Source organism: Microbacterium sp. H37-C3 (assembly GCF_027157935.1).
Lineage (GTDB): Bacteria > Actinomycetota > Actinomycetes > Actinomycetales > Microbacteriaceae > Microbacterium > Microbacterium plantarum.
Genome location: NZ_JAPVLR010000001.1, coordinates 316,084 through 338,888, shown reverse-complemented (window position 1 = coordinate 338,888; position 22,805 = coordinate 316,084). Strand labels below are relative to the sequence as shown.

The 22,805-nt window shown below is 69.1% G+C and carries 15 protein-coding genes and 1 pseudogene; 11 read left to right on the top strand and 5 right to left on the bottom strand.

Going from position 1 to position 22,805, the window contains the following annotated elements; all coding sequences use genetic code 11:
• Position 1: 1 nt before the first annotated feature.
• The gene (locus O1W71_RS01495; RefSeq protein WP_269266232.1) at positions 2-682 is read right to left on the bottom strand and encodes a DedA family protein; all 681 of its coding nucleotides are present in this window, start codon (positions 680-682) and stop codon (positions 2-4) included.
• 42 nt (positions 683-724) lie between these two features.
• Here O1W71_RS01495 and O1W71_RS01490 point away from each other — a divergent pair, with 42 nt between their 5' ends.
• The 8 genes and pseudogenes from O1W71_RS01490 (at position 725) to O1W71_RS01455 (ending at position 11,600) form a co-directional block, all read left to right on the top strand.
• Positions 725-2,056, top strand: a complete 1,332-nt coding sequence (locus O1W71_RS01490) for an anthranilate synthase component I family protein (protein ID WP_331282638.1) — start codon at positions 725-727, stop codon at positions 2,054-2,056.
• Positions 2,057-2,107: 51 nt separating this feature from the next.
• Entirely contained in the window at positions 2,108-4,690 is a 2,583-nt protein-coding gene (leuS, locus tag O1W71_RS01485; protein ID WP_269266231.1) for a leucine--tRNA ligase, read from the top strand.
• A gap of 71 nt (positions 4,691-4,761) precedes the next feature.
• The gene (locus O1W71_RS01480; RefSeq protein WP_269266230.1) at positions 4,762-5,190 is read left to right on the top strand and encodes a TlpA family protein disulfide reductase; all 429 of its coding nucleotides are present in this window, start codon (positions 4,762-4,764) and stop codon (positions 5,188-5,190) included.
• A 1-nt stretch (position 5,191) separates the two neighbouring features.
• Positions 5,192-5,707: a DUF4395 domain-containing protein gene (locus O1W71_RS01475; RefSeq protein ID WP_269266229.1), complete on the top strand. Its 516-nt coding sequence runs from the start codon at positions 5,192-5,194 to the stop codon at positions 5,705-5,707.
• A 209-nt stretch (positions 5,708-5,916) separates the two neighbouring features.
• Positions 5,917-7,022 (top strand): annotated as a pseudogene (locus O1W71_RS01470) (glutamate decarboxylase); the annotation flags it as partial.
• An 11-nt stretch (positions 7,023-7,033) separates the two neighbouring features.
• On the top strand, positions 7,034-8,593 hold the full coding sequence (locus tag O1W71_RS01465; RefSeq protein ID WP_269266228.1) for an amino acid permease: 1,560 nt from the start codon (positions 7,034-7,036) through the stop codon (positions 8,591-8,593).
• 68 nt (positions 8,594-8,661) lie between these two features.
• Positions 8,662-9,273: a ComEA family DNA-binding protein gene (locus tag O1W71_RS01460; RefSeq protein ID WP_269266227.1), complete on the top strand. Its 612-nt coding sequence runs from the start codon at positions 8,662-8,664 to the stop codon at positions 9,271-9,273.
• A complete protein-coding gene (locus O1W71_RS01455; protein ID WP_269266226.1) occupies positions 9,270-11,600 on the top strand; it encodes a ComEC/Rec2 family competence protein in 2,331 nt (776 codons plus the stop codon). Before O1W71_RS01460 ends, O1W71_RS01455 begins: the two co-directional genes overlap by 4 nt.
• Positions 11,601-11,609: 9 nt before the next feature.
• Here O1W71_RS01455 and O1W71_RS01450 read toward each other — a convergent pair whose 3' ends face one another.
• On the bottom strand, positions 11,610-12,209 hold the full coding sequence (locus O1W71_RS01450) for a TetR/AcrR family transcriptional regulator (RefSeq protein WP_269266225.1): 600 nt from the start codon (positions 12,207-12,209) through the stop codon (positions 11,610-11,612).
• 92 nt (positions 12,210-12,301) lie between these two features.
• On the opposite strand from O1W71_RS01450, the gene O1W71_RS01445 reads away from it, so the two are divergent.
• Positions 12,302-13,417, top strand: coding sequence for a zinc-binding alcohol dehydrogenase family protein (locus tag O1W71_RS01445; RefSeq protein ID WP_269266224.1), 1,116 nt, complete (start codon positions 12,302-12,304; stop codon positions 13,415-13,417).
• Positions 13,418-13,459: 42 nt separating this feature from the next.
• Positions 13,460-14,500, top strand: a complete 1,041-nt coding sequence (holA, locus tag O1W71_RS01440) for a DNA polymerase III subunit delta (protein ID WP_071918103.1) — start codon at positions 13,460-13,462, stop codon at positions 14,498-14,500.
• A gap of 59 nt (positions 14,501-14,559) precedes the next feature.
• Here the strand turns inward: holA and rpsT are convergent, their stop codons facing one another.
• The 3 genes from rpsT to O1W71_RS01425 form a co-directional block, all read right to left on the bottom strand.
• Complete coding sequence (rpsT, locus tag O1W71_RS01435; RefSeq protein ID WP_112614742.1) at positions 14,560-14,820, bottom strand: 30S ribosomal protein S20; 261 nt, start codon at positions 14,818-14,820, stop codon at positions 14,560-14,562.
• Positions 14,821-14,936: 116 nt separating this feature from the next.
• On the bottom strand, positions 14,937-15,674 hold the full coding sequence (locus tag O1W71_RS01430) for an alpha/beta fold hydrolase (RefSeq protein WP_269266223.1): 738 nt from the start codon (positions 15,672-15,674) through the stop codon (positions 14,937-14,939).
• A 116-nt stretch (positions 15,675-15,790) separates the two neighbouring features.
• Positions 15,791-20,713: an ExeM/NucH family extracellular endonuclease gene (locus tag O1W71_RS01425; RefSeq protein WP_269266222.1), complete on the bottom strand. Its 4,923-nt coding sequence runs from the start codon at positions 20,711-20,713 to the stop codon at positions 15,791-15,793.
• A gap of 219 nt (positions 20,714-20,932) precedes the next feature.
• Here O1W71_RS01425 and lepA point away from each other — a divergent pair, with 219 nt between their 5' ends.
• Positions 20,933-22,783 carry a translation elongation factor 4 gene (gene lepA / locus O1W71_RS01420; protein ID WP_023950748.1) on the top strand — a complete coding sequence of 617 codons (1,851 nt, stop codon included), beginning with the start codon at positions 20,933-20,935 and terminating at the stop codon, positions 22,781-22,783.
• Positions 22,784-22,805: the final 22 nt, after the last annotated feature.

Genomic DNA, 22,805 nt, shown 5'->3' with positions numbered 1-22,805 from the left:
CTCAGTCTTTCACGTCCCCGTCCGCGAGTCGGGTCTTCTCCTCTTCGAGCCGCAGATGACGGGCCTCGCGTCGACTGATCAGCCGTTTCACGAGGTAGGCGAGGAGCAGGAACGCGACGATGACGCCGACGAAAAGGTAGCCCGCGTACTGGATGTTGTCGGAGATCTCGCGGTAGGTCTTCGCCGCGACCGCCACCACTCCGACGTACAGTGACGTCCAGATGACGCAGGCCGGCGCCGTCCACGCGATGAATCGGCGATAGGAGAAGCCGCTCATGCCGACCGTCAGAGGCACGAGTGAATGCAGCACAGGCAGGAAGCGCGAGAGGAAGATGGCGGGTCCGCCCCGGCGTCTCAGATAGAGCTCCGAACGCACCCAGTTGTCCTCGCCGATGCGGCGGCCGAGGCGAGAGAAGCGGATGCGGGGGCCGAGCCAGCGCCCGAGCGCGAACCCGATCGACTCTCCCGCGAGCGAGCCGGCGACGACCGCAGCACCCAAGATGAAGCCCTCACCGACGCTCCCGACCGCGGTCGCGGCCACGATCACCACGGTGTCACCCGGCACCACGAGCCCGATGAGCACACTGGTCTCGAGCATGATCGCGATACCCGCCACGACCGTGCGTAACACCGGATCGATGCTCTGCACGGTGTTCAGAATCCAGTCGAGGATCTCGTTCACGCTCCGAGCCTAGGGGCGTGACCTAGGACATAACCTGTGATCGTGCCCGAGACCACGCGCTTCCGCTGCCTCGACGGCTGGACCGATCCCGCGGAGCTCGTGGGCCACGTGCCCGGGGAGCATGCCTTCTGGCTCGACGCCGGTGTCGACGCTGCGTACGGGTGGAGCTGGATCGGCTCGGGCGAGCCTTCAAATCCGCCGGACCCCGTCGTGGATGGAACGTCGCGCCGGTCGCCGGGCAGCGAGACGGGCACCGGCCCCTTCGTCGGCGGCTGGGTCGGCTGGGCGGGGTACGACGGCGCAGCATCCCGAGCAGGAGCGCCGGCAGAGGGGGATGCCGGCGAACCGGATGCTCTCTGGCTCCGAGTCGAACAGTTCGTCGCGTTCGACCACGCCGCGCGCCGGGTGTGGGTGGCGGCACCGGACGACGCGATCGACGACTTCGCGGCGCAGGTCGAGGGCTGGCGCGCCGCCGCATCCGCCGTCGGCGTTCGCGCGGAGGGCGCGACCGGCGGTCTCCGCGCTGTGGCCCGCGTCGACCCGGAGCGGTACGCCGCGCTCGTCGGGGACTGCCGGAACGCGATCCGCCGGGGTGACGCGTACCAGCTCTGCCTCACGACGCGTTTCACCGTGCGCGATGATCACCCGTTCGACGCGCTCGCGGTGTTTCGGAGGCTTCGTGCCGCGTCGTCGTCGCATCACGGCGGGCTGATCCGATCGGGGGAGCGCGCGCTGATCAGCGCGAGCCCCGAGCGCTTCCTCGGGCTCACCGGCGGAACCGTGCTGACCAGTCCGATCAAGGGCACGCGGCGGCGCGGCGATGACGCGTCATCCGATGATCAGCTGGTGCGGGACCTCGTGACGAGCCCGAAGGAACGCGCGGAGAACGTCATGATCGTCGATCTCATGCGCAACGACCTTCAGCGCGTCAGCGCGCCGGGTTCCGTCGTGGTCGAGCGTCTGCTGGAGGTCGAGACCTACCCCGCGGTGCACCAGCTCGTCAGCAGCGTGTCGGGATCGATCCGGCCGGGTACGCGGCTGTCGGAAGTGCTCGCCGCCGCGTTTCCGGCCGGCAGCATGACGGGCGCACCGAAGCTCTCGGCGATGACGATCCTGCACGAGCTCGAGGGAGCTCCACGGGGGACGTATGCGGGCTGTTTCGGCTGGGTCGGCCGCGACGGCGACGCCGATCTCGCGATGATCATCCGATCGATCGTCGTGAATGGCGAGCAGGCCTACGTCGGCGCGGGCGGGGGCATCACGTGGGGATCCGAGCCGGAAGCCGAGGTCGACGAGGTCGCGTTGAAGGCGCGGGCGCCGCTGGCCGCGCTCGGAGCGGACCTGCCGCCCCTGTGGCGGGAACGGGTCCGGTAGCCTGGGAGCGGTGCTCTCGCGCCCTTTTCGCATTCCCAGATTGGTTCACCCGTGACCGACAGCTCCACTGATCGCGCCAACACGCCCGATTCCGCCGCTTACGACGCCCACGCCGTGCAGGCGAAGTGGCAGCGCGCCTGGGCAGACGCCGATCCCTTCCGGGCCGGCGGCGATGACGACAAGCGTCCCCGCAAGTACGTCCTCGCGATGTTCCCGTACCCCTCGGGCGACCTTCACATGGGGCACGCCGAGAACTACCTCTACTCCGACATCGTGGCCCGCTTCTGGCGGCACCGCGGTTACAACGTCCTGCACCCGATCGGCTGGGACAGCTTCGGCCTGCCCGCTGAGAACGCCGCCATCAAGCGCGGTGCCGACCCCCGCGCGTGGACGTACGACAACATCGCCCAGCAGAAGCAGAGCCTGCACGAGTACGGCGTCTCGTTCGACTGGAGCCGCGTGCTCCATACGAGCGACCCCGAGTACTACACCTGGAACCAGTGGCTGTTCCAGAAGCTGTACGAGAAGGGGCTGGCTTACCGCAAGGAGAGTCCGGTCAACTGGTGCCCCAACGACCAGACGGTGCTCGCCAACGAGCAGGTCGTCGACGGGCATTGCGAGCGCTGCGGCGCCGAGGTGGTCAAGAAGAAGCTCACGCAGTGGTACTTCAAGATCACCGAGTACGCCGACCGCCTGCTCGACGATCTGAATCAGCTCGAGGGCTTCTGGCCGCAGAAGGTCATCCAGATGCAGCGCAACTGGATCGGCCGGTCGGTCGGCGCCGACATCGACTTCGAGATCGAGGGCCGTGACGAGACGATCACGGTCTTCTCGACCCGACCGGACACGCTGCACGGTGCGACTTTCATGGTCGTCGCGCCCGACTCCGACCTCGCCGCCGAGCTGGCAGCGGGTTCGTCCGAGGAGGTGCAGCAGCGTTTCCGTGAGTACCTGCAGACGGTCCAGAAGACGAGCGAGATCGACCGTCAGACCGCCGATCGACCGAAGACCGGCGTCTTCCTCGACCGTTTCGCGATCAACCCCATCAATGGCGAGCGACTGCCGATCTGGGCGGCGGACTACGTCCTGGCCGACTACGGCCACGGCGCGGTGATGGCTGTTCCGGCGCATGACCAGCGTGACCTCGACTTCGCACGCGCATTCGACCTGCCGGTGCGCGTCGTCGTCGACACCACCGCGCCGGTGACCGGCGCGATGCCGGTTATTGAGCTCGACGACGAGGGCGTGCCGATCGACCCGACGCCCGCGATCGACGACATCGACCCCGCCCGCACGGGTGTTGCACTGACGGGCGACGGCCGGATGATCAACTCGGGTGCGTTGGACGGGCTCAGCAAGCGCAACGCCATCGCCCGTGCCATCGAGCAGCTGACCGCGAGCGGAAACGGGCGCGCAGCCAAGACCTACCGCTTGCGGGACTGGCTGATCTCGCGTCAGCGTTTCTGGGGAACGCCGATCCCGATGATCCACACCGACGACGGCCGTATCGTCCCGGTGCCCTCCGAGGAGCTGCCGGTCCGCCTCCCGTCCGTCGAGGGGCTCGACCTCACGCCGAAGGGCTCCTCGCCGCTCGGGGCGGCGACCGATTGGGTCACCACGACCGATCCCGAGACGGGGGAGCCGGCCCTTCGCGACCCCGACACGATGGACACCTTCGTCGACAGCTCGTGGTACTTCCTGCGCTTCCTGTCGCCGAACGACGCAGGCCAGCCCTTCGCGCCTCGCGAGGCCGACAAGTGGGGCCCGGTCGACTTCTACATCGGCGGGGTCGAGCACGCGATCCTGCACCTGCTGTACGCACGGTTCATCACCAAGGCTCTCTTCGACATGGGGCAGGTGGAGTTCACCGAGCCGTTCTCGAGCCTCATCAACCAGGGCATGGTCATCCTCGACGGCGCGAAGATGTCGAAGAGCAAGGGCAACCTCGTGCTCTTCCAGGAGGAGCTCGAGCAGCACGGCGCCGACGTCCTGCGTGTGGCACTGGCCTTCGCCGGACCCGTCGAAGACGATAAGGACTGGGCAGACGTCTCGACGACGGGAGCGGCGAAGTTCCTCGCCCGTGCGCTGCGCGTGGCTGCGGACGTCGACAGCGAGCTCGACGTCGTCTGGGCCGAGGGGGATGCCGCGCTCCGTCGCGTCACCCACCGCCTCTGGGCCGACGCTCCGGGGCTCGTCGAGCAGACGAAGTTCAACGTCGTCGTCGCTCGACTCATGGAGCTCGTGAACGCCACCCGCAAGGTCATCGACAGCGGCGCCGGCGCCGGCGACCCGGCGGTTCGCGAGGCAGCGGAAGCGATCGCCGTCATCCTCGACCTGTTCGCCCCGCACACCGCCGAGGAGATGTGGGAGACGCTGGGCCACCGGCCGTTCGTGGGCCTCGCCGTCTGGCGTCAGCCCGACCCGACCCTCCTCGTCGAGGAGTCCGTCACCGCGGTCGTCCAGATCGACGGAAAGGTCCGCGGCACGCTCAGCGTGTCGGCGAAGATCTCCTCCGACGAGCTCGAATCGCTCGCCCGCAGCGACGACAAGATCGTCCGCGCGCTCAACGGTCGTGAGATCGCCCGCGCCGTGGTGCGAGCGCCTAAGGTGGTCAGCTTCACCACCGCTCGCTGACGAGGGCGGGGGAGTCGTCACGCGATGACACACTTCCCCGCCGCTGTCGCCGGCGGTCTACGGTGGCGATCGTGCAGCCGCTTCCCGCCGTCATCCTCACCGTCGTGCTCGTCGCGTTCGTCGCGGCGGTCGGTCTGGTCTCCCGGCGTTCGCGGGGTCGCTCCCGCGATGTCGCAGACGGCGAGCTCGTGACGCCCGCGATGATTGGCGCGAGCGCCTTCGGTGGCTCCGCCACGCTGCTGCAGTTCAGCACCGAGCTGTGCTCTCGGTGCCCCGCGGCGCGACGCGTTCTCTCGTCGCTCGCCGCGGAGCATGACGGCGTCCGCCACGTCGAGGTGGACCTCACGCATCGCCCGGACCTGACTCGTCGGTTCGAAGTGATGCAGACACCCACGGTTCTCGTGCTCGACGGTACCGGGAGGGTTCGTCAGCGCACCGGTGGTCTTCCGGATCGGTCCGCGCTCGCGACCGAGATCAGCCGTCTGCTGCGGGAGGTCTGAGGTGACCGCGATCGAGCGTATCGATGTCCGAGCACCGCGGTTCGCCGCGTCCATCACCGCGGGACTGCTGCTCGTCGCCTTCCTCGCATCGCTGCTCGGAATCGCAACGGCGTCGGTGGGAGCCGAATGGCGCCTGCCTGCAGCGCCACTTGCCGACCGAGTCGTCGACGCGGGCTTCGTGCTCGTACTGATCGCCGCGCTGCTGTTCCTCTGGGGTGTCTCGTCACCGCGGAGCGCGCCCTGGGGTGTGCTCTTCCGCCGCGTGGTGCGGCCGCGCCTGTCGCCCCCGCGGGAAGTCGAGGACGCTCGTCCACCGCGTTTCGCGCAAGGAGTCGGCCTCGCCGTAACCGCGATCGGGCTGATTCTGCATCTCGCGGGAGTGCCGTGGGCCGTTCCGATCGCTACCGCTCTCGCATTCGCGGCAGCCTTCCTGAATGCCGCGTTCGGATTCTGTCTGGGCTGCGAGATGTACTTGCTCCTGCAGCGCACGGGCATCGTCGGGCGCGCCCGGACATAGCTCGCACCTGACGGTGCGTCCTCCGATTCCTGAGCTCAGTCTCGGGGCCGATTCGCGCTCGGAAGGCCGCCTAGCTTGAGGGGCATTCACGGGGGCGGCGTCGACCGCGGGGACACGGTCGACCCCTTGTCGCCTCTATTCGACGTGCAATGAGGAGACGAAATGAACGACGAGACGATCAGCCCGGCAGCCCCTCTGTTCACCCGGCTATCGAGGACAATTGCTGGCGAATGCTCGCCAATCTGTGGAGCTCACCGGATGCCGGGCACAGCATCGGCACCTCGACGATCGGTTCTTCGGAGGCGTGCATGCTCGGCGGGCTCGCGTTCAAGCGGCGTTGGCAGCAGCTTCGCCGGGCCCAGGGCAAGGACGCGTCCACTCCGAACCTCGTCATGTCGAGCGCCGTGCAGGTGTGCTGGGAGAAGTTCTGCAACTACTTCGACGTCGAGGCCAGATTTGTTCCGATCACCGAGGAACACAAGACGCTCGACGGACACGACCTGGAGAAACACGTCGACGAGAACACGATCGGTGTCGTCGCCATCATGGGCGTGACGTATACCGGGATGTACGAGCCCGTCGCGCAGATCGCTGCGGCACTCGACGCGATCCAGGAGGGCACCGGGCTCGACATCCCCATTCACGTCGACGGGGCATCGGGTGGAATGATCGCACCCTTCCTGCAGCCCGACCTCGTCTGGGACTTCCGTCTCGAGCGGGTCCATTCGATCAGCACCTCCGGCCACAAGTACGGCCTCGTCTATCCGGGCCTCGGCTGGGTCGTATGGCGCGAAGCACGGTGGCTGCCCGAGGACCTCATCTTCAAGGTGAGCTACCTTGGCGGCGAGATGCCCACCTTCGCCCTGAACTTCTCGCGGCCGGGCGCTCAGGTGCTGCTGCAGTACTACCTCTTCCTCCGGCTCGGCTTCGAGGGTTATCGTGCCGTGCAGCAGGAGTCGCAGGACGTCGCGAAGTATCTCGCGGCCGGGATCGGCGCTCTCGACGCGTTCGACCTCTGGAACGACGGCAGCGACATCCCGGTGTTCGCGTGGCGTCTGTGAAGAAGGGGCGCACCGACAACTGGACGCTCGACGACCTGCAGGATCGTCTGCGGATGCGCGGCTGGCTGGTGCCGGCCTATCCGATGCCGGACGATCTCACCGACATCACAGCGCAGCGCATCGTCGTGCGCAATGGGTTGAGCATGGATCTCGCTCAGTCGCTGCTGGCCGACATCCAGCGTGAGGTGGCGTACCTCGACGGCCTGCAGTCGCCCATGCCCACGGCCGCCGCGACCTCGGCGTTCCACCACTGAGGCGCGCCGCCATGTCCACGCGTCAACCATCCCCCCGTACGACGCCGAACCATCCCCTCGCGCCGCGCTCGAGCGTCACGGCGTACCTCGGCGTCGGCCAACTCGCGCTCCTGACGCTCGTCGTCGTCGCGAGCTTGCGCTCGCTCCCGGCGATGGCTGTTTTCGGCCTCGGCAGCGTAACCCTGTACATCCTCCCGGCGATCTTCTTCCTGATCCCGACGGCGCTGGTGGCGGCAGAGCTCGCGACGGGCTGGAAAGGCGGCATCTACGTCTGGATCCGCGAAGCCATGGGCAACCGCTGGGGCTTCACCGCCGTCTGGCTCCAATGGATCCAGAACGTCGTCTGGTACCCCACGCAGCTCGCGTTCATCGCCGCAGCGCTCGCGTTCGTCTTCCTCGATCCGTCACTGTCGAGCTCGGGCTTCTTCACGGCGGTGGTGATCCTCGTGCTGTACTGGGGCTCGACGCTCGTGACGCTCCGCGGCGGGAACCTCTTCGCAAAACTGGGCTCCTGGGGCGGCATCCTCGGAACGCTGCTCCCGGCGGCCTTCCTGATCGTCTTCGGGGCGATCTGGGTGTTCGGTGGCGAGCAGAGCCAGGTGCCGCTCAACCCGGATGCGGTCATCCCGCCGTTCACCGGTATCGCATCGATCGTGCTGATCGTGTCGAACTTCCTCGCCTATGCGGGCATGGAGGTCAATGCAGTGCACGTGAATCAGATGAAGGACCCCGGCCGCGGATTTCCGCGCTCCATCCTGATCTCCTCGATCCTGATCCTGCTCGTGTTCATCCTGCCGACCATCGCGATCTCGGTCGCGGTCCCGCAGGAGGAGCTCGGACTGACGAACGGGATCATGCTCGCGTTCCAGGAGTACTTCCAGCACTGGGGCGTCGGGCAGTGGGCGACGGCCGCGATGTCGGCGCTCATCGCCGCAGGCGCGCTCGCCTCGGTGATCACCTGGATCGCCGGTCCGTCCAAGGGCGTGCTCGCAGCTGCGGAGACCGGGCTTCTCCCGCCGCTGCTGCAGAAGAAGAACAAGGCCGGCGTGCAGTCGGGCATCCTCATGCTGCAGGGCACGATCGTCACGATCCTGGCGGCGATCTTCATCGTCGTTCCCAACGTGAGCGCGGCTTTCGTGGCACTGATCGACATGGCCGCGGCGCTCTACCTGATCATGTACATGATGATGTTCGCGGCTGCGCTCGTGCTCCGGCGCACTCAGCCCGGCGTCAAGCGGACCTACCGCGTCCCGGCCATGGGGCTGGTCGCGGGTGTCGGGTTCCTCGCGAGCCTTGCCGCGTTCGTGTTCTCGTTCATCCCGCCGTCGGGGTTCACCGCGTTCTCACCCGCCTTGTATCCCTGGATCGTCGGGCTGGTGATCATCGTCCTCGGTGCACCGCCGCTGATCTTCTACGCCGCGCGCAAGCCGTCGTGGGACATGCGCACCGCAGAGGACAAGAGCGTCCCGGTCACCCATGAGGCGGATCCACCCGCAGGTGCGGATCGGGGATCAGCGCCGGCTACTCGACGACGACCGGATGCCGCGTCGGGCCCTCCCCAGGCAGGGTGACGCCCGCGATCTCCCGAAGCGACGACCCGCGGCCGAGCGGTCGGGAGCGTCCCGCCTAGCCTGACGGCGTGACTGCTCCCGACTCCGCTCCGGCCCGGCGCCGCCTGGGAATTGGGGCACTGGTCGTCCTCGTTCTTGCCGCAGCGGCGGTCACCGTCGCGATCGGCATGATCCGATCGCTCGCGGCGCCGGTGGCGGTGGTGACCCCCGTCGTGACGCCGACGGCGAGGCCTGACAGCGACACCGGCGCCGCTGTGTACGTCCACGTCCACGGCGCCGTCGTGAGTCCCGGCCTGTATCGCCTGGACGCCGACGCGCGCGTGGTCGACGCTGTGGCCGCGGCCGGCGGGTTCAGCGACACGGCCGATCCGGCTGGAGTGAACCTCGCGCGCACCGTCACCGACGGCGAGCAGCTCTTCGTCCCCGAGCCCGGTCAAGCGCCGCCCGAATCGGCAGGAGGTGGAGCGCCCGGCGGGGCGGGTACGGACGGCCTCGTCGATCTGAACACCGCGGATGCCGCTGCGCTCGACACCCTCCCGCGCGTCGGTCCTGCGCTGGCCGAGCGGATCATCGCCTGGCGCGAGGAGAACGGACGCTTCACGAGCGTCGAAGACCTGCTGGCGGTGTCCGGGATCGGCGAGAAGATGCTGGAGGCACTGCGGGATCGGGTCCGCGTGTGAGCGCCCGCATCCGCCGTCGCGACCTCCGCTTGCTCCCCGTCGCGATCGGTGTCTGGGTCGTCGCGCTCGTGGTGACGCACCATCCCGAGGTCGCGGTCATCGTGGCGGCGGTCCTCTGGACGGTCGCGACGGCATTGCTGATGGCCTTGGCGATCTCCCTTCGCAGATCCCGCGACGGCGCACGCCCGCGACGTACGCCGATCACGATCTTCGCCGTCACTCTCGCCTTCGCCGCCGCGGCCGTCTCACACATCGCGATGAGCGCGCCGGACCGCGATCGGGTCCTCGCATTGCCCCTCTCCGGCGGGCGGGTGGTGACGATCGAGGCCGAGGTCACGGGAAAGATCCTGAGCTCTGCGACCGGCTGGCGTTTCGACGCTGTCGCCACCCGTGTGCGGGTCGGCGGCGACGTCACCGCGACCCGGGTGCCTGTCGTCGTCCGTACGACCGAGCGTCCCGTCGGGCTCGACCTCGGTGCCACCGTCTCGCTCACCGGCTCCGCCGCCCCCGCCCGGCCGGGGGAGCGGGCGGTCCTCGTCATCACGGCGGCCGGCCCGCCGGAGGTGGTATCCCGGCCGCGGGGTCCCCTCGCCCTGGCTTCAAGCCTCCGCACAGCGCTGCTCGCGCAGGCCGCTTCGCTGCCGCAGCCGGGCGCAGGCCTGGTCGCAGGGCTCGCAGTCGGCGACACATCCGCGGTCACTGTCGAGCTCGATGCGCAGATGAAGACCGCTTCGCTCTCGCATCTGACCGCGGTCTCCGGGGCGAACTGCGCGCTCGTCGTCGGCATAGCGTTCGTCGGCGCCGGGATGCTGGGGCTGCGCCGCCCGTGGCGCGTCACGATCGGGCTCGCGGCGCTCTCGGGCTTCGTGATCCTCGTCTCACCCGAGCCGAGCGTCGTGCGCGCGGCTGCCATGGCCGCGATCGCGATGCTCGCAGCGCTGCTCGGGCGCGCGGGTGCGGGAACATCCGTTCTGTGCCTGGCAATTGTCGCGTGTCTGATCGCCGACCCCTGGCTCTCCGGCAGCATCGGGTTCGCCCTGTCGTCGGCGGCGACCGCCGCGCTGATCCTGTTCGCCGGACCTGTGAGCGACTCGCTTCGGCGCCTCATGCCGCGCCCGCTCGCGCTCGCTATCGCCGTACCCGCCGCTGCCCAGCTCGCGTGCACCCCGATCCTGGTGATGATCGATCCGCGACTGCCCGTGTACGCCGTGCTCGCCAATGCGCTGACCGCGCCCGCGGCACCGCTGGCGACCATCGCCGGCCTCGCGGCATGCCTGAGCGCCGGGGTGCCGCTGTTGGCGAGCGGTCTCGCCGCAGTCGCGTGGGTGCCCTGTGCCTGGATCGCCGCCACAGCGGAGGCGGTCGACGCCGTCCCGGGTAACTCGATCGCCTGGATCCCGGATGCGCCAGGCGTCATGCTGGCGACGGTCCTCTGCACCGCGCTGCTGCTCGCTATGCTGCCCGGCACCCCTCGCCGGGTTCATCGCGTTTCGACGGGGCTCGTCGCCCTCGCAGTGGGCGGGGCGGTCGGCGCGGGCCTCGTAACGGGGCCTCTCGACCGGGCGCGAACACCCGAGGACTGGGCGATCGCGCTGTGTGACGTGGACCAGGGCGACGCGGTCCTCGTGCGCTCGAATGACGCCGTCGCGCTCGTCGACACCGGTCCTGATCCCGAGGCCCTCGCGGCGTGCCTGGACCGGTTCGAGGTCAGCCGTATCGATCTCCTCGTACTCACCCACTTCGACCTCGACCATGTCGGCGGCAGCGATGCGGTCATGGGGCGCGTCGGTGCGGTTCTTCACGGTCCGGTCGCGGAGCCGCAGGAGGAGCAGCTGCTCGCGCGGCTCGCCGCAGCCGGGGCAGAGGTTCGCACAGCTTCCGCCGGACTGGCGGGGGTGCTGGGCGCCGCCGAGTGGGAGGTCCTGTGGCCGCGCAGTCGCGCGAGCGGGTTCGCGCCCGGCAACGATTCGAGCGTGGTGATCGATGTCCGCGGAGGCGGGATTCCCGCCGTGCTGCTCCTCGGCGATCTCTCGGAGACGCCCCAGCTGGCCCTCGGGGCCGCGCTGCGGTCGACATACGACGTCGTGAAGGTGTCGCACCACGGCAGCGCCGACCAAGCCGCGTCGCTGTACCGCCGACTCGGCGCGCGCGTTGCGCTGATCGGGGTGGGGGACAACTCCTACGGCCATCCCCGCGAAGAAACCCTCGCCCTCCTGCGCTCGCTCGGGCACGAGATCGTCCGCACCGACGAGACCGGGGCGGCAGCGCTCACCATGACGGATGACGGCATCCGGGTGTGGCGCCAGCGCCTCACGGCGTCGGGATGAACCCGAGGTTCAGTCCGCGTTCTCCGGGCCGTGAGCCGGTTGCTCCGGGTGGGAGACGTATTCGGCCAGCCGCGCATAGGAGTCGGTGATGATCGAGGCCAGTGTCGCGTCGGAATCCTCAGCGGTCCACAGCTCGAGCGCGGTGTCGAAGAGCCCCACGACTGTCTGGGAGAGGAGCAGAGCGTCGATGTGATCGGCGCCGCGTCGCCGGAGCCCGTCGCGGATCGCTTGCGCGAGCACCGCTGACTTCGATCGCTCGCGCTCGATGAGATGTGGGTCGGTGGCGATGATCGATCGGCGCTCGCGGATCCCGTCGCGCCAGGCCTCCAGCTCAGGCGTGACGGCGAGCAATCCATGCATGGCCAGTGCCATCGGGTTGAGCCCGTCGGGCGCGGCGGCGAGCAGGTCGGCGACGACATCCGGAAACTCGCGCTCTCGCAGGAAGAGCACGTCGCGCTTGTCGGGGAAGTGACGGAAGAACGTCCGCGTCGTCAGACCCGCCCGCTCGGCAATCTGCGGCACCGTGGTGGCCGCATACCCCTGCGACCGGAACAGCTCGACGGCTGCTTGTTCCAGGCGCAGTGCGGCATCGGGAGCCCAACGTGGCATGGGGCGAGCCTACCTGATGGCATCATGTGACATCATGGGCACGACGCAGTGATGACAGATCGTGTCATCGTCCTCGGAAACGGAGCCCACCCATGTCATCGAATGCCGCCGCTTGGCTCCCGTCCGCGCGCGCCGATCTCGTCGTCGGGCCCGCTGCGATGCATGAGCCTGGCCCGGGGGAGATCCTCGTCCGCAGCCGTGCGGTCGCGGTGAACCCCCTCGATGACGTCAAGCAATGGACAGGCGACCTGATGTACCGCTGGCTGGGCTATCCCGCGGTGCTCGGGGAGGATATCGCCGGCGAGGTCGCCGCCGTCGGACCGGGGGTGACGCGCTTCGCGGTGGGCGACCGCGTTGCCGCGTACGCCGTCGGGATGGAGCGCGGCCGACGCCATGAGGCGGAAGGCGCGTTCCAGCTCTACGTCGTCGTGCGAGAAGACCTCGCGACCCCGTTGCCCGACGGTCTTCCGTACGAGCAGGCCGCGGTGCTGCCGCTCGCCGTCTCGACGGCGGCCACGGCACTCTTCCAGGACGATCAGCTCGCACTCCGCACCCCGACCGCTGACGCAGCACCGACGGGGGAGACCGTGGTCGTGTGGGGCGGCTCGACGAGCGTGGGGAGCAACGCGATCCAGCTGGCGGTCGCGGCGGGCTATCGCGTCATCACCACCGCCTCACCGCATAACGAGTCCCGGATGCGCGAGCTCGGCGCGGAGCTCGTCATCGACTACCGCGACCCCGCAGCCGTCGCCGCCGTCGCGTCGGGCGTCGAAGGCCGCTCGCTCGCCGGAGTGGTCGCGATCGGAGCGGGCTCAGGCGATGCCGCGGTGAGGATCGCCGCCGCGGCCGGTGCCCGTCGCGTCGCTCTGCTCAGCCCGCCGGTCGCCTTCACGACGCTTCCCCGCCGCGGTGGCCCGAGCATCGCGTTCCTGCGGACGATGACGAAGATCGGGCTGTCCCAGCTCGCGACGCAGGCTCGGGCTCGCCGCCACGGCATCGCGGCCAGGTTCGTGTGGGGGAGCGCCCTCATGACCAACAACGTCGGACCCATGCTGTGGGAGCAGTACTTGCCCGGGGCTCTCGCCGAGGGGCGGCATGTCTGCACCCCCGAGGCCGAAATCGTCGGGGAAGGCCTGGAGAGCATTCAAGACGCGCTGAATCTGCTTCACGCGGGCGTCTCCGCCCGAAAGCTCGTCGTCCGCCTGTAGCGACCACCAATCGGGGTCGGTGGTCGCGATTAGGCTGGGGGCATGCCGCCGAGTCCCCGACGTCCTGCCGCCCGCGGTGCCGCGAAGTCGGCCATTCGGCAGCTGTCGTGGCGCGCGCCGGAACCGGCGCCCATCGTGCTCGTCGCAGGCCCCGAGGAGGTGTGCGCCGAGCGCGCCATCGCCGGACTCCGCGACTATCTGAAGGCCGAGGACCCGAGCCTCGAGGTCTCCGACATCCGCGCCGACGACTACGCCGCAGGCACCCTTCTCGGGATGGCGTCGCCCTCGCTCTTCGGTGAACCTCGGCTGGTGCGAGTGGCGGGCGTCGAGAAGTGCTCCGATGCCTTCCTCACAGAGGCCCTCGCGTATCTCGAGAACCCGCAGGAGGGCGCCACGATCGTCCTGCGGCACACGGGTGCGAGCGTCCGCGGCAAGAAGCTGCTCGAAGCCATCCGTTCCGGCATCGGGGGCGGTGTCGAGATCTCGGTTCCTGCGATCAAACGCGACTCCGACCGTTTCGACTTCGCGGCGGGCGAGTTCAAAGCCGCGGGCAAGCGGATCGCTCCGTCGGCGCTGCGCAGCCTCGTCTCCGCTTTCGCCGACGACCTGACCGAGCTCGCGGCCGCCTGTCAGCAGCTCATCTCGGACGTGCCCGGTGACATCGGCGACCAGGTCGTCGAGCGATATTACGGGGGCCGGGTCGAGACGACCGCCTTCGCCGTCGCGGATACCGCGATCGCCGGCCGCTACGGCGAGGCGCTCATCACGCTGCGGCACGCTCTGGCCAGCGGGGCCGACCCTGTGCCGCTCGTCGCCGCGATCGCCTCGAAGCTGCGCACCATGGCCCGCGTCGTCGGCACGCGCGAGCCGTCTGCCGCGCTCGCTGCCCGGCTCGGCATGAAGGACTGGCAGGTCGACCGAGCCAAGCGCGACCTCGTCGGCTGGACGGAATCCGCCCTCGCGACCGCGATCCAGGCGGCCGCCCGCGCGGATGCCGAGGTGAAGGGCGCCTCGCGCGACCCCGTCTTCGCGGTCGAGCGGCTCGTCACCGTCATCGCGACGCGGTCACCCTACGGGTCCTGACCGCAGCGGCAAAGCGAAAGGCCCGCCCCACACGGGGACGGGCCTTCGACAGCGGCGGCTCAGAGAGCGGCGACCTGCTTCGCGATAGCCGACTTGCGGTTCGCAGCCTGGTTCTCGTGGATGACGCCCTTGCTCACGGCCTTGTCGAGCTTCTTCGTGGCCTTGGCCAGCGCCTTCTCGGCAGCGGCCTTGTCGCCGGCGGCGATGGCCTCGCGGGTGCGACGCACCTCGGTCTTCAGCGCGCTCTTGACGGCCTTGTTGCGCTCGCGCGCCTTCTCGTTGGTCTTGTTGCGCTTGATCTGCGACTTGATGTTCGCCACGTTCGACGTATCTTTCGTTCGGAGTTTTCGGTGGATGTGCCGGGCGACAGTAGAGGGATGCCGCACGGCGGTCGTGTGAGGGAGGAACCCACACGGCAAGCCGACGTCAGAGTCTATCAGGTCGTGTCGCGAGAGCCGGTATTCGCGAGGGTCGCGAGGGCGAGATCCATGACCGTGTTGAACACGCGCGGACGCATGGCCGTGACGAGGTGGCTGGTGCGGGGGACGACGATCAACTCCGCCTCGGGCGCGAGCTTCGCGAACAGCCGTTCATTGACGCGCAGCTGGTCGTACTGACCGTTCACGAACCAGGTCGGCACATCGATCCGTCGGATCGCGGCGAGCAGGTCGAGCACCGACAGGCTCGCGAGCGCAACGTCCTGCGCGTCGTAGGCGTATCCGCCGGCGCCGAAGTCCGGCCGGGTCTCGACGGGAAGCGTGCGGTCGAGGACCCAGTCGGTGATCCGCTGGCCACGGCCGGGCAAGCGGTCGAACCCGAGGGCGAGCGCTCGGTACACCGCGAGGCCGAAGCCACGGGGGATCGCGGTGCAGGACGCGGCGATGAACGCCGACACCGGCGGGCGTTCCTCGCGGCCGACGTAAGCGGTGCTCAGCAGCCCGCCCATCGAGTGGCCCACCAGCAACACGGGGCCGCGCTCAGCGGCATCCCGAACCGCATCGTCGATCGTCGTGAACGCACCATCGAGGGTGAAGGTCTCGGCCATGCGAGTGCCGTGGCCGGGCAGGTCGAGCGCCGTGACGGGGATGCCGCGATCCCGGAGGTGGGCCACCTGAGCGCGCCACATCGTGGCCGAGGTCCGGATCCCGTGCACGAGCACCACCTGCGCGGTCATGCTTCCACCCTACGGACCCGAACCCTGCGCGGGGGAGCAGCTCGGCGAGCACATGAACGAGTGAGGGCGACCGGTGATCCCGGCCGCCCTCACGTCGCATCAGCGTGCCCGCGAAATCATCGCTCCGAGACGGCACCTCGTCGCCGCGTCACCGCGATGACGCCGCCCGCGACGAGGAGCATCGCTCCCGCGAGCAGAACGCCGAGCGGCGTCTCCGCGCCGGTCACCGCGAGCTGCCCCGAGCGCACGACGGTGATCGCGAACTCCAGCGGCTCCTCGCCGGCCGTCGAGATCCGCAGCGTGTGGGCTCCCACCGCGAAGTCTGCGGGAATAGCCACCCGGAATGACGTGACGCCGGAGCCGTCAGCGGCCGGGATGCCACGTACCTCGATCGGCTCGCTGAAGAGGGTCGCACCGATCTGCTGGCCGGGCTCGAGGCCCGAGACCCGCACATCGATGAACCCGCCCTGCTCGACGCGGGTGGTGGAGAGCTCGACCTGCGCCCACGCCGCCGTGCCCGGGTCGGTACCCGGCTCGGTGCTCGGCTCGCCGATCCGAACGGGGATGGTGACCGTCGTCTCCGTGGCATCCGTCGTCAGGACGAGCTCCGCGGCGCCGTCAGGGAGGCCAGTCTGAAGCGGCACGGACACGACCGCGCTTCCGCCGGCGACCGGTGCGGACGCGATGACCAGGCCGCCGAGGGACACATCCACCGAACCGTTCGGGGGCGCTCCGAGGCTCGTCATGTCGAGGTTCGACACGGTGAGCTGGAGCGTCGAGCCCGCAGCTGCGGTCTCGGGCACCCCCTGGACCCGGACGGCGTGCTTCGTGAACGACGGCGCGACGGGCTGCTGCGCGCCGAGGTACTCGATCCAGGCCTCGTGGTCGAGGAAGCCGGTATCGACGTAGTCGGTGCCCGCGGCGAAGGCGCGGAAGTTGTCTCCCGACCCGGATGCGAGGAACGAGAGCGTGCCGATGCGGTACTCGGCGTCGAGGTCGAGCGGCTGCCCGTCGACCGTGACCGAGGTGATCCGGCTGCCCTCCGGGCGGGTGTCGTCGAACGTGTAGGTCACATTGTCGGACAGGCCCAGCTGCAGGTACGGACGCGACGGCACGTTGCCGTCCTTATCGCGCTGCCACTGCTGCTCGAGGACGCGCACGAAGTCGGCGCCCGTGAGGGTCACGAGGGCCATCGTGTTATTGAACGGCAGCACGGCGTACGCCTGACCCCAGGTGATCGTGCCGTCCGGCACGCCCGCGACCGCGTTGGCCCCGAACTCGGCCTGCGTGTCGAACAGGTCGGCCCGAAGGCCGCCGGAGTTCGTCACGCCGATCTGCGCGCCGTTCGGCAAGTTCGCCAGGTTGGAGCGGATCGACTCCGCGACGAGGTTTCCGAGCGAGGACTCCGACGCCCGGTCGTCGCGCTTGCCGCCGGCATAGGCGCCGTCGACATACGAGCCGCCCGAGTAGGCGCTCGTGATGTCGGCGGAGATCGTCGCGACCGGCGTGTTGCCGATCTCGGCGAAGTTCGCGAGCGCCTGCCGGACGATCTCGTCGACCTCGGCGACGCGCGGGTAGGTCGCGATCAGGTCGGCGGCGGGCGTCGTGGTCTGGCCGACGTTCTCCTGTGAGTGCGAGACGACCTCACCGCTCGTGGGATCGACCGAAAGGACGACCTTGCCGACGAACTCGCCGTACGAGCCGGTCTGGACGATCGGTCGCGTCCGGTCCGTTCCCGGGATCGGCGCCGACCACGCGTACAGCTTGTGCGTGTGACCGGTGTAGATGGCGTCGACCTCGGGGGAGGTCTCGGTGACGATGCGGGCGAAGACCGCGCTGTCGGCGACGGCCTCGTCGAGGCTCGCGTCCGAGGCGCTGTCGGCCGCACCCTCGTGGTAGAGCGCGACGATGACGTCGGCCTGGTCGCCGGAGCCGTCGGTGAGGTCGGCTGCGACGCGGTTGACCGCTTCGACGGGGTCGCCGAACTCGAGACCGGCGATGCCCGCGCCGCTCACCAGCGACGCGGTCTCCTCCGTCACGACGCCGATGACGCCGATCGTGAGGCCCTGAGACTCGATGAGCTCGTACTCGTCGAACTGGGGATCGGTCGTGCCGGCGGCGTAGACGTTCGCCCCGAGGTGCGAGAAGTCCGCACGCGGGATGACGCGGTCGCGCAGGTCGGCGAAGCCGCGGTCGAACTCGTGGTTGCCCACCGCGCTCGCCCGCAGATCAAGGGCGTTCAGCACGTCGAGCGTCGGCTCGTCCTGAACGAGTGACGACGCCGGCAGAGACGCCCCGATGTTGTCACCGGCCGACAGCAGCACAGCGTCGGGTGCAGCGGCGCGCAGCTCCTCGATGGTTCCGGCGAACCCGACGGTCCCCGGAACCTCGGGCTGGGCCTCCACCTTGCCCTCGGCGGGCTTGGCGGGCGTGACGCCGGTGATGCGGCCGTGGAAGTCGTTGACCCCGAGCAGCGTCAGATCAATGGGCTCGACCGGGGCCGTTGCCTCCGCCGAGAGGCCGACCTTGACCGGGTCGTGGTCGGAGGAACGGTAGGGGCCGTCATCGTGGAAGTCCACCGGGAAGTAGTTGTACCGGCTGTACTCCAAGAAGATCGACTCGGCGGCGTTGATGTTCCAGATGTCGGCACCGGTGGAGCGCTCGAACGCGGCCTCGTTCATGAGGATGTGGTCGAGTGAGCCGGCGAGCTCCCTGTACTGGTAGGTCGGCTGGGCCAGGTCGTAGGCGATGCCGGCATCGACGTAGCCCGCCTCGTACAGGACCTCGAGCGGGTCCTCTCGTGAGTACGAGTTGAAGTCACCGGCGAGAACCACGGCGTCGACATCGCCGCGCGCCTGCTCGACCCAGGCGTCGAGCGCCTCCGCCTGCCGCACGCGAGAGGCGTTCCACGCTCCCTGGCCGTCGTTCGCGTCGACGTCTCCGTCCGTGGCGGAATCGCCCGACCCCTTCGACTTGAAGTGGTTGACGACGAAGAAGAACTCCTCGCCGCCCCCGGCCGGAGCGAAGCTCTGCCCGATCGGCTCGCGGGCGTTCTGGAACGCCTGGCCGTTGCCGGACTGGTCGCCAAGGGCACGGGCGGCACCGATCGGAGTGACCTCCGCCGGCTGGTAGACGATCGCGTTGGAGATCGCGTCGCGGGTCGAGGCTGCGGGCAGCTCCGAGGACGACGGGACGTATGCCCAGCGCTCCGACCCCGCGGCAGCGTTGAGAGCCCGCACCAGCGCAGCGACAGCGGCGTCGGGTTCATCGCCGAGGCGCGCCGAGTCCTCGATCTCCATGAGACCCACCACGGACGCATCGAGTGCCGTGATGGCCGAGACGATCTTGGCCTGCTGGCGCACGAACGATGCGGAATCCCAGGCACCGCGCTGCGTGCAGCCGCCGCTGACGTTCGTGCCGTTGCCCTCGCGGTCGGTGTAGCTCTCGCAGCGGATGTCTTCGACGCCGAGCGTCGTGAAGTAGTTGAGGACGTTGAACGAGGCGACGGAGACGTCCCCGCCGACCGCGGCGGGTGCTGCCGTGCGGGTGTTCTCCACGGTGATGCCGTCGTCACGGGTGCCGTCCCCGACGATGTGACGGATCGGGTTGAACTTCCACGTGTTGTTGCGGTAGTCGAGGACGACGGGCTCATCGAACGTGACGCTCGCCCCGACGCGGACCGGATCGGTGGTCGAGACGTACGGCGGCGTGAGCTTCGCGGTGCCGAGGTTCGTCCGCGAGCCGTCGTCCAATACGACGCGACGCGCATCCCGATCGCTGACGGCCGCGGCCGCCTCGGGCGAGCCCGGCCGGCCCACGTCGGTCGGCTGCCGGAACGGCTCCGTGCCGGTGGCCAGCACGAGTTCGCCGAACTTGTTGAGGTCGTAGTTGTCCGCCACGACGAAGTCTCCCTGCGGAGCGATCACCATCGACTGGAGCGCCTCGCGCTGCGCAGGATCCGTGAGCCAGCCCACCGTCGCCGGCTCCACGGGCGCGGCCGGATCGATCCGGGACGCCGCGCCGGCGGGCACGTTCACCTGCGTCAGGCCGAAGTAGTCGCCGACGACACCGGTGACGCGCACGGTGTCTCCGAGCGAGACCTCGCCGACGCCCTGCGGCGAGTAGACGAATACGGCATCCGACGCCGTGTGCGTCTGGAAGTCGATCGCCCCGCCCGTGCCACCGGTCTGAATGACGTAGCCGTCGAACCCGCCGGTGGGGTAGTGGGCGGTCACGATGCCTTCGGTCGTCACCGTCTGGCCGTCGAGCGGCGAACGGCTGCCCGTGCCCTGGATCTCGGCGATCGTCACCGTCGTGGGGTCGCCGGGCTGCTCCGGCTCACCCGGCTGCTCCGGCTCACCCGGCTGCTCGGGGATCGTCCCGGCTGCGCCCTGGGGCGTCGGTGCACCGGCCGTGAAGTCGGCCCCGTTGTCGGCGGTGTTCGCGCCCTGGTCGTCCCGGGCGATGCTCGTCGCGTTGGTCGTCGCCGGTGCCGCGCCAGAACCGGCGAAGTCGGTCGCGTTGCGCCACCCGACGTAGTCGACGACAGCGTCGTTCTGCGCGAGGCCCGATCCACCGCTGAGCGCGGCCGTCGAGTTCACGAGCGCGACCTTGCCCTGCGTGCCGCTCATCGGGATGGAGCCCTCGATGTCGGCCGTGAAGCCGGGCAGCGCGGCGTTACCGCCGATGGCCTGGCCGATCAGCAGGTGCCCGCCGGGTTCGATGGTGGCACCCGCGAGAGCAGTCACCTGCCAGTTGGCTCCCGTGCTCGACGCGTACTGGACGCTCCAGCCGTCGAGCGAGACAGCGGCATCCGAGGTGTTGCGAAGCTCGATGAAGTCGCGGTTCAGGGGTGCGCCGCTGTTTCCACCGCCGCCGTAGATCTCGTTGATCACGACGGGCGCGTCAGCGCCGACCGCGGCACTCGCGGGCATCGCGGCCCACCCCACACCTCCCGCCACGATCGCGACGGCGGCGCTGGAGGCCACCCATCTGTGCCAGGGGCGTCGCGCGGGCGCGACAGGGTCTGCTGTGATCACGGTGCTCTCCCGGGGCGGGCCGGGCGCGGGGGATTTCGCGCAACCACCGGCCGCCGCATTGAGCATTCGACGTCATCGACGTGTTCGGCAAGTAGCGGAATGGTTAATTGTTTATCACCCAGCTGAGTGCTGGCGTGTCCAGCCTTCGGCCTCGTACCATCCCGCGCGCGAGGGTTCGCGGCAGTGCCGTCGCGCGGCCCCGGGTAGACTCTCCGGGACATGTCTCCGCGCGCACTCCAGCCGCTCGCGCCTGCCGCAACGCCGCCCGAGCTCATCCGCAACTTCTGCATCATCGCCCACATCGACCACGGCAAGTCGACGCTGGCCGACCGGATGCTGCAGATCACCGGTGTCGTCGCCGACCGCGACATGCGCGCCCAGTACCTCGACCGCATGGACATCGAGCGCGAGCGCGGCATCACGATCAAGAGCCAGGCGGTCCGGATGCCGTGGTCGAAGGACTCCGGCACGTTCGCGCTGAACATGATCGACACGCCCGGTCACGTCGACTTCACGTACGAGGTCAGCCGCTCTCTCGCCGCGTGCGAAGGAGCCATCCTGCTCGTCGACGCCGCGCAGGGCATCGAGGCGCAGACCCTCGCCAACCTCTACCTCGCACTCGAGAACGACCTGCAGATCATCCCGGTTCTCAACAAGATCGACCTCCCGGCGGCCGACCCCGAGAAGTACGCCGCGGAGCTCGCGAACCTCATCGGCGGAGACCCGGAAGATGTTCTCCGTGTCAGCGGCAAGACCGGCATGGGGGTCGAAGATCTGCTGGATCGCATCGTCGACCGCATTCCCGCCCCCGTCGGCGACCCCGAGGCGCCGGCGCGCGCGATGATCTTCGACTCGGTCTACGACGCCTACCGCGGCGTCGTCACCTACGTCCGCATGGTCGACGGCAAGCTCGAACCGCGCGAGCGCATCCAGATGATGTCGACGCGCGCGACGCACGAGCTGCTCGAGATCGGCGTGTCGAGCCCCGAGCCGATCCCCACGAAGGGACTCGGCGTCGGCGAGGTCGGCTACCTGATCACGGGTGTGAAGGACGTCCGCCAGTCCAAGGTGGGCGACACGATCACCAACCACCGCAAGCCGGCGTCCGAGGCGCTGCCCGGATACACCGACCCCAAGCCGATGGTGTTCTCCGGCATCTACCCGATCGACGGCAGCGACTACGGCGACCTGCGCGAGGCTCTCGACAAGCTCAAGCTGTCGGACGCGTCGCTCCAGTACGAGCCGGAGACCTCGGTCGCGCTCGGATTCGGATTCCGCTGCGGCTTCCTCGGGCTGCTCCACCTCGAGATCATCACCGAGCGCCTGTCGCGCGAGTTCGGCCTCGACCTCATCACGACGGCACCGTCGGTGACCTACGAGGTCGCGACCGACACCGGCGAGACCGTCGTGGTGACCAACCCCAGCGAGTACCCCGACGGGCGTGTCGCCGAGGTGTCCGAGCCGGTCGTGAAGGTCGGCATTCTCGCCCCGAAGGACTACGTGGGCACGGTCATGGAGCTCTGCCAGTCGCGCCGCGGCACCCTCCTCGGCATGGACTACCTGAGCGAGGATCGCGTCGAGCTGCGCTACAACATGCCGCTCGGCGAGATCGTCTTCGACTTCTTCGACCACCTCAAGTCGCGCACGCAGGGATACGCGAGCCTCGACTACGAGCCCGCCGGGTCGCAGACCGCCGACCTGGTGAAGGTCGACATCCTCCTGCAGGGTGAGAAGGTCGACGCGTTCAGCTCGATCGTCCACCGCGAGAAGGCCTACGCCTACGGCACGATGATGACCGAGCGCCTGCGCAAGCTCATCCCGCGCCAGCAGTTCGAAGTGCCGATTCAGGCCGCCATCGGCGCACGCATCATCGCCCGCGAGAACATCCGCGCGATTCGCAAGGACGTCCTCGCCAAGTGCTACGGCGGTGACATCACGCGTAAGCGCAAGCTCCTCGAGAAGCAGAAAGAGGGCAAGAAGCGCATGAAGATGGTCGGCCGCGTCGAGGTGCCGCAGGAGGCGTTCATCGCCGCGCTGTCGGGCGACGTCGAAGGCAAGGACAAGAAGTAGCCCCACGGGGAGCAACGAGGAG